Source organism: Phenylobacterium sp. (genome assembly GCF_031412415.1).
Lineage (GTDB): Bacteria > Pseudomonadota > Alphaproteobacteria > Caulobacterales > Caulobacteraceae > Phenylobacterium.
The window spans coordinates 1-7669 of the sequence record NZ_JANOCX010000015.1 but is presented as its reverse complement, the minus strand read 5'-3'; the positions used below and the strand labels follow the sequence as shown (position 1 = coordinate 7669).

Below are 7669 nucleotides of genomic sequence, written 5' to 3'. Positions count from 1 at the left end.
GGGTCGGGCGAGGGCGACGCGGGAATTGTGGTTGGCGAAGCGGCTCTCGATGGGGCGGCGCTTGACGAACACCACCACCGGCCGGCCGCCGACGAAGGGGGTGCGCAAGTCGACGGCGTCCTCGCCCTCGATGTTGTCGATCAGCCGCTGATAGACCTTGCCGGGCCGGGCGCGGGTGGGCAGCCAGACCATTCGGCCGTCATGGACGCCGTTGGCCTCGCCCTTCTCGACCGCCAAGCCTTGGCCGTGGGCCGGATCCACGGCGAGCGGATAACCGAACACCTCCTCGAACACCTCGGCCACCCGGGTCTTGGTGATGTCGCGACAGGCGAAGTTGAAGGCCCTGCCGGTTACGGCGGGTGGTTCGCCGGTGGTGGTGTCGTCGAAATAGAAGGCGGCCTGCGCCTGCATCGGGTCGTCGACGACGCGCACGCCGGCCCAGGAAGCGGCGGCCCAGACCAGATACCATGGCCGCGGCCGATCCGGCGCGAACCACACCTTGGGGCCGGGCGCCGCCAGGCGGGTGACCAGCGCCTTGGCGCGGACCGCCAGATAAAGCGCGAACCAGCTCGCCGCCTCGGCGGCCAGGGCCCGGTCGATAACGATCTCGGCGCCGGTCTTCTTCACCCGGACAGCCTTGCCGCGAACAATGAAGTCAGAGGTCCAGAGCGCATCGGTCATGGCGGAATCCTCAGGCGCGATAGCCATGGGCCGTCGGCGCGAACAGCGCGGCGAAGGCTTGGGCGAATTGGGCGAGCTCGCGGCGGCGGAGGCCGAGGATCATCACCAGCGAGAAGGCCAGGTTGGCGCAGGCCGCGGCGAAAAGGCCAGCGCCGTCATGGTTGGGGTCGATCCCGAGCGGGGTGAACAGGTGGAAGCTCACCGCGCCGGCCATGACCAGGAAGGCGGCCAGCGAGCCCGCCGCCTGCAGCCGCTGCATCCGCGGCGCCATGCCGGCGATCAGCAGTGCGGCGGCCAGCAACTCGACGGAGCCGATGACGTATTGGGAAAAGAGGCCGGTGTGGCCGAACAGGCCCTCCAAGCCGAGGCTTCCCGCCCAGGCGTCCAGCGCGCCGAAGATCACCTGGGTCTTGGGGTGGTCGGTGAATTTGAAGCGCAAACTGTCGAGGAAAATCACGGCCATGAAGCCGGCCAGGGCGTGAGGCGTGAGCTTGCGAACGAAGGACATCGCGGGCTCCTTTCGGTTGGGGCTATTTCAGGACGCGCGGCCAGTTGCCGTCGGCGCGCGAGATGTTGCCGGGGATGTCGGCTTCCCAGCGTTTCTGAACGCCAAGATCGTAGTTGAGGTAGAGCTTGCCGGCGACCACCTTCCAGGCGAGCGGGTCGCCCTTGGCCGTGTAGCCGTTGGACACCGCCCAGGCGCAGTAGCCGCCGTACTGGGGCGCGTAGTTCGCGGGCGCGGCCTTGAATTTCGCCAGGTTCTGCGGCGAGGCGAAGCGGAACTCCGTCCCCTTCCAGGTGGTCGCGTAGCGGGCGTCGCCCTTCACCGGTCTCTTGTCGGCGAAGTAGGCCACCGGGTCATAGCCGCCGACCGCGACCTTGGAGAAGGGCGAGGTGTAGATTTCAGGCGCCCGGGCGAAGGCAGGGGCGGACAGGAAGATTCCCAAGGTCGCCACAGCCATGGCGAACGGGGCTTTCAGCTTTGAAACGGCAGACGGCGTCACGCGCTACGATCCTCACTCCGCGGCGCCCGATGCGCCGCCCGGGCCGCTCGGGCCGAGTGCGATTTAGCCCCGCCGCCTGGGCGGGCGCTCATGCCGAAAAGGTATCGAGTCTCCGGGCAGACACGCTCCGGCGCGCGAAGGTCCGCTTCCCGCCATGGCGCTAGCGCCCGATCGATCTCTGACGACGCCGGGTGCGCAAAGGGTGGTCTGTGGACGTTGCATTCCGTCGCGCTTCACACTCCCGTCTGGTCGAGCTCGCTTTCCGGGCATGAGCCAAGGTCTGGAAATGGAGCATGTTTCCGCAAGCCGACGCCATCCTGAGTCCGCTTGTCGGCGGGGCGCCAACTTCTGCTAGTCGCGCTTAGCTGGCCCGCGCAATCTATACCCAAGCGGATCCAATGGATTGCTCAGTGCGCCTCCTTCTCCGCTCCTGCATGCAGCGCCACCGCCCCAGACGCTTCTGACAAAAAAAGGCCGGCCCCCCTGAGGGGACCGGCCAGTCGTGGTTCTCGAGGGGGAAGACCTCCTAGAACCGCTTGGTGACGCCCAGCTTGTAGTAACGGCCGAGCGGATTGGCGGTGAACGGGTCGTAGCTGAGGTCCAGCCGGGCGAAGGGCGGGTCCTTGTCGAAGGCGTTGATCACCGCGGCGGTCACCGTCGTGTCCCAGGGCAGGTTCACGCGATAGGTGATGTCGTGGGTGACGAAGGCGCCGATCTTGCGACCGTTCTGGTTGGTGGCGAAGGTGGACGAGCCGCCGCGGGTGTCGAGCATGTCGTCGACATAGCGGATGGTCCAACGCAGGTTGTGCTCGTCGCGGGCGTATTCGGCGAAGGCGGTGGCTTTCCACTGCGGCTGCGAGCCGTAGCCGAGATAGTCCATGGTCCCGGCGTAGTCGGTCTTTGGCGCGACCAGGATGCCTTCCAGCGTGGTCTCGTCGACCACGTATTCCAGCACATAGGTCAGGTCGAGACCGAAGTTCATGGCCCCGCCCAGCACGTCGCGGGCCCGGTAGCTGGCGGCGAAGTCGAGGCCGCTGGTGTCGATGTCGGGCGAGTTGACGTAGTTGATCCGGATCCGGTTGATGTTCGGCGCCGAGCAGGCGCCCGAGAAGGTGATCCGGGCCAGCAGCGGGGCGAAGGCCGGGTTCGTGCAGTTGTTGGCGCCGGCCGAGCCCGTGGGGAAGATGGCGTTGACGATGTCGGCGCCGCCCTCGTTGTCGATCGGGCCCTTGAACTTGAAGCGCCAGTAGTCGAGCGAGGCCTGGAAGTCGCCCATCTCGAACAGGACGCCGAGGTTCAGCGTGTCGGCCTTTTCCGGCTTCAGGTTGGCGTTGCCGAAGAGGTCGTAGGCGCGGTAGCCGCCGGCCGCGGTGGTGTAGGCCAGGCTGGTGGTGGCGGTGTTGGCGATCTGGGTCTGGGGCGGGGCGCGGAAGGTCGAGCCGGCGGAACCGCGGAAGGCCAGCCACTCGGCCGCCTGCCACTTCAGGGCCACCTTGGGGTTGGTCGTGGCGCCGATGTTTCCGCCGTAGTCCTCATAGCGGATGGCGAAGGTGCCGGTGAGGCTGTCGGTGAACGGCATCTGCAGTTCGGCGAAGGTGGCGATCACCGAATAGTCGAGGTCGTAGTCCGACAGGGCGCCGAAGAAGCTGAACGGCCCGTTCTTGGCCACGCAGGTCGCGCCGGGGTTCACCGAGGAGTCGGCGCAGGGGCTGACGGCGATGTTGGTGAAGTCGCTGTTCTGACGCTCGATGCCGCTCCAGCGGTACTGGGCGCCGGCGGCCCAGGCCAGCTGGCCCGCGCCCAGGTCGATGGGAAGCTCGCCATTGAACACCAGGTCGGCGGTGAAGATCTGCGAGCGGATCTTGTAGGAATATTCGTCGAAGACGTAGTCGAGGACTTCGCGGCTGTTGGCGGTGCCGGCGACGAAGTTCGGGTTGGGCCGGCCGTCGACCGCGTTGCCCGCCGTGCCCGACGAGAACGGGTTGAACCAGAGGCATCCGTTGGCGCCCGGGGTGGTCCCGGTGCAGCCCGCGCCGCCCAGGCCGCGCAGCGCCAGCTGCAGACGGCCGATCAGGACGTCGGGCGTGGAGATGTCGCTGTTGTTGTCCATGTAGGTGAGCGCGGCGTCCCAGCCGATCCCGCCGCCGAAGTCGAACTTGCCCTTGAGGCCCGCGGAGATGCGGTAGGCCTCGAAGGCGCGCTTGTCTTCCTTGCCGCCGCCGCCGAACAGAGCGTTGCCGCCGACGCCAATCGGACGCCAGGCCACCGAGGTGAACAGGCCGTTGGCGCCGGCGCTGGCCGCCTGGGCCGCGGTCAGGCCACCTGAGGCGATCAGGGCCTGGAGGCCCGGATTGGTGTTGGGGATGAAGAAGCCGTTGCCCTGGACCTTGGTGGTGAGCGCCGAGGTCGGGAAGTTGTTGGGCGAGTACGACGGCGAGGAGTTCTCGGCGGCGACCTCATGGCCCGAATACAGGATCTCGGCGTGGAACTTGGTGGTCTCGGTGAGGTCGAAATTGATCTCGCCGTTGAGCTGCCAGTGATCCTCGTCCTCGGTGAGGTTGTCGAAGCCCAGGTACTGGAACTGACAGCCGGTGGCCGTGACCGGGCCGGAGATGGCGCCGCAGGCCGGGTCGACCACGGGGGAGGTGTAGGTCACCCCGCCGTTGGCGCTGGAGAGATAGAGGCCCGGATTGCCGAAGGTGGACCAGCCGCCCTGGGGGTTGTCGGTGAAGGAGCGCAGGGCGAAGTCGCGGTCGGTGGTGGAGAGCTCCGAGCGCTTGCGGTAGCCCGCGGTCACCAGGACGTCGCCGCGATCGCCGACCCAGCCATAGGCGGCGTTGAGGTTGTAGTCGCCCTTGGAGCCGTCGATCAGCGAATAGCCGCCGGAGACTTCCAGGCCGCTGAGGTTGCGCCGGGTGATGAAGTTGACCACCCCGCCGATGGCGTCGGAGCCGTAGGTGGCGGCCGCGCCGTCCTTCAGCACCTCGATCCGGCCGATGGCGGCCGTGGGGATCAGGTTGGTGTCCACATAGATGGAGCCGGGCGAGATCGACATGCGGCGGCCGTTGAACAGCACCAGGGTCCGCTCGGCGCCCAGGCCGCGCAGGTTGACGTTGCCCGAGCCGGTGGTCTGGCCCGCGCCGAACTGGTTGGATTCGCCCACGGCGCCCGACACGGCGGGGATCGACTTGATCAGGTCGACGGTGGAGGGCGAGCCCTGCTTGGCCATCTCTTCCGCGCCGATCACGTTGACCGGCAGGGCGGCGTCTTCAGGCGTGCCGGCGATGAACGAGCCGGTGACGACGACTTCTTCGACCTCGGCCGAATCCTGGGCCAGGGCCTGGCCCGCGCCGAGGGTGAGCAGGAGTGCGAGGGACGAGACTCCGGCAAGGTAACTGGACTGCAACAAGCGTTTCCCCAATCTAATATAACTACGTTATCTGCCGATATTGCGACAGAGTGCGGGGGAGGAATGCGCGAGGCGTTCAGCAAAAGGCAAGTCGATTTTGTGTGTTGGTAAGAATAGATTTCCAACACATACGACAGGTCTGTCAAAACAAATCCGAACATTGTTCAAGAATTGAATCGGATGGCAAAAGCGTACCAAAATTTCGAAAACTGTCGAAATTAGTCTAGGAAAATCAAAGTTCACGATCCGCGTGAGTTTCAGCGCGGGCGTCAGAACTCCGCCTGTCGCTTTCGCGCCACGCTGTCGGAAGAATTCATGTGTGGGGTATGGTGGTGAAGCTTAAGGCGTCAGTCGGCACGACAGCGAATCTACGGAGCGCCGCGCCGACCACGCCCGCCTGCCGCCGCGGTGGCGGTAAAATCGTCTCGCGCCTGTCGTGAGGCCCGCCGGTCGTTCGTCCTCGGGATACGCGTGACCGGGAGAGCGCAAATGCGGAAGAAGTTCGCCAACACCCGTGCCACGCTGGCCGGCGCCATGTCATCGCCCGGAGCCGCCCGATGAGCCCGACCATCACCGCGTTCAAAAGCTCGCCCGATCGCGGCCGGGGACTGGCGCGGGACATGCGCGTTCGCTGGGCGTTCGAGGAGGTCGGCCAGGCCTACGACGTCCGTCTGGTGACGTTCCCCGAGATGAAGGAGCCCGCCCATCTGGCGCGTCATCCGTTCGGCCAGATCCCGACCTATGAAGACGGCGATCTCGGGATCTTCGAGTCAGGCGCCATCGTGTTCCACATCGCCGAGCGCCATGCCGGCCTGCTGCCGGAAGATGCGAACGCCCGGGCGCGCGCGATCACCTGGATGTTCGCCGCGCTCAGCACGGTCGAGCCGCCGATCGTGGAGCGGTCGATGGCCACGCTCGTGGAGCGCGACAAGAGTTGGTACGAGGCGCGCATGCCTATTCTGGAGGGTCGCGTCCGCGTCCGACTGGGCGAACTCTCCCATCGCCTTGGCGAGGCCGACTGGCTCGATGGCGGGTTCAGCGCCGGGGACCTGATGATGGTGTCCGTGCTGCAAAGGTTGGGCGGGTCGGGGCTTGTGGAGGAACATCCGAACCTCTCGGCCTATATCGCCCGCGCGGAGTCCCGGTCGGCCTACAGGCGCGCGTTCGACGCTCAGTACGCGGTCTTCGTCGCCGCGTCGGGCGGCGGATAGGGGACGGCTCTACGCCGCCTCGCCCTTGGCGCTTTCGAGCAGTTCCAGGACCGCGGCCAGGTAGCCCTGGGCGTTGGCGCGGGCGGCGGGGACGCCGCTGACACCGGCCTTCTCAAGCTCGGGGAAGCCGCCGCCGATGGAGAACAGCATCCGGAACGCCTCCTTTTCGATAAGGGCGGTGGGCAGGATGCCGATGTCGCTTTCGCGAAGCTGCTCGACCACCTGCTTCAGCGACCGGGGCCGCAGGGCGGCGGGGACGCGGGTGAGCAGGCAGCGGTGCAGCAGCTGGTGGCCGCCGCGCTTGCCGAACTGGGCGACCATCTCGGCGGCCTTGATCGCCTGCAGGGCCTCGATGGCGGAGGAGGCCAGCGGGGTCAGGACCAGGTCCAGCCGCATGGTGGTGAAGTTCATCGCCCCGCGGATCGAGCCCTCGGTGTCCAGGATCAGCCAGTCGGGATTGCGCCGCTGGGCCTCGCGCAGGGCGTCGCGGATATCCTGGGTCATGGGGGCGGGATGGACGCTGATCTTGTCGGGCTTGCCGGGCAGGCCAGCCCAATGGACCAGGGGCTTGTTCGGATCGGAATCGATCATCGCCACCCGATGACCCTGCTCGCTCAGGCCCAGGGCGAGCAGCAGGGCGGCGGTGGTCTTACCCGCGCCCCCCTTCGGATTCACAAACGCGACTGTCGGCAAGCCAATCCCTCTTCGGACGCCTTGGAGGGCGTCTCGTGATCAAAGTAAACGCACGAGGGGCGGTTTGTGACCAGTGCGGCGTCGCCACACCCCGCGGCGCGTCAGCCTCTGGATCGTCGTTGGGACAACCGCGGGATGACGCGTTCGGCGCAGGTTAGGACGGGTTGGCCGGGGCCTCGACAGGCGTCTCGACCGGGGCTTCCGTCGGCGCCTCTGAATTGGCGTCGAAGGTGGCGCCCAGCAGCTTGGCGCGTTTCTCCAAGGACTGGGCGGTCGGCGCGCAGCGCGCGGGCAGGGTCCAGCTCATCCATTCCTGGGCGAGGCGGGCCTTGGGCAGGTTGGGGGCGGCGGCCCAGGTGGCGCGGCCGCGTTTCACCGCTTCTGCGCCACGGGGGCTGATCGGCTTCAGGCTGGCCTTCTCGGCGGCCTCCATGGCGCGGGCGAACAGCTTCAGGTCCTTGCGGCCTTGCTTGTCGAGATCGGCGTAGACCTTCAGATCCTCGGCCAGGGTGCGGTCGGGGGCGCGGAAGGCGGTCTCGATGCGGGTGACCTCCGGCATCACCTGGTCGCGCAGGTCGAGATAGCCGGTCAGGGCGCCGTGGCACCAGGAGACCAAGCCGTAGTCATCCTGCGGCGCGCCGTTGGGGAACGGCAGCTCGATAGGCGCGGGT

The 7669-nt window shown here is 67.1% G+C and carries 6 protein-coding genes and 1 pseudogene; 1 reads left to right on the top strand and 6 read right to left on the bottom strand.

Going from position 1 to position 7669, the window contains the following annotated elements; translation table 11 throughout:
- The 4 genes from RMO04_RS00590 to RMO04_RS00575 all read right to left on the bottom strand — a co-directional run.
- Window positions 1–681 (bottom strand): hypothetical protein (locus RMO04_RS00590; protein WP_309642855.1); only part of this gene is annotated, 681 nt, incomplete at its 3' end.
- Window positions 682–691: 10 nt separating this feature from the next.
- On the bottom strand, window positions 692–1189 hold the full coding sequence (locus tag RMO04_RS00585; protein WP_309642854.1) for a hypothetical protein: 498 nt from the start codon (window positions 1187–1189) through the stop codon (window positions 692–694).
- Window positions 1190–1211: 22 nt separating this feature from the next.
- Entirely contained in the window at window positions 1212–1685 is a 474-nt protein-coding gene (locus tag RMO04_RS00580) for a YHS domain-containing (seleno)protein (RefSeq protein ID WP_309642853.1), read from the bottom strand.
- A 526-nt stretch (window positions 1686–2211) separates the two neighbouring features.
- The gene (locus tag RMO04_RS00575; protein ID WP_309642852.1) at window positions 2212–5091 is read right to left on the bottom strand and encodes a TonB-dependent receptor; all 2880 of its coding nucleotides are present in this window, start codon (window positions 5089–5091) and stop codon (window positions 2212–2214) included.
- Window positions 5092–5651: 560 nt separating this feature from the next.
- Between RMO04_RS00575 and RMO04_RS00570 the strand changes: the two genes are divergently transcribed.
- Window positions 5652–6305 carry a glutathione S-transferase family protein gene (locus RMO04_RS00570; protein WP_309642851.1) on the top strand — a complete coding sequence of 218 codons (654 nt, stop codon included), beginning with the start codon at window positions 5652–5654 and terminating at the stop codon, window positions 6303–6305.
- Between the two features lie 9 nt (window positions 6306–6314).
- Here RMO04_RS00570 and RMO04_RS00565 read toward each other — a convergent pair whose 3' ends face one another.
- Window positions 6315–6998 (bottom strand): ParA family protein, encoded by a 684-nt coding sequence (locus tag RMO04_RS00565; protein ID WP_309642850.1) that lies wholly within the window; start codon window positions 6996–6998, stop codon window positions 6315–6317.
- Window positions 6999–7152: 154 nt separating this feature from the next.
- Window positions 7153–7669 (bottom strand): annotated as a pseudogene (locus RMO04_RS00560) (hypothetical protein); the annotation flags it as partial.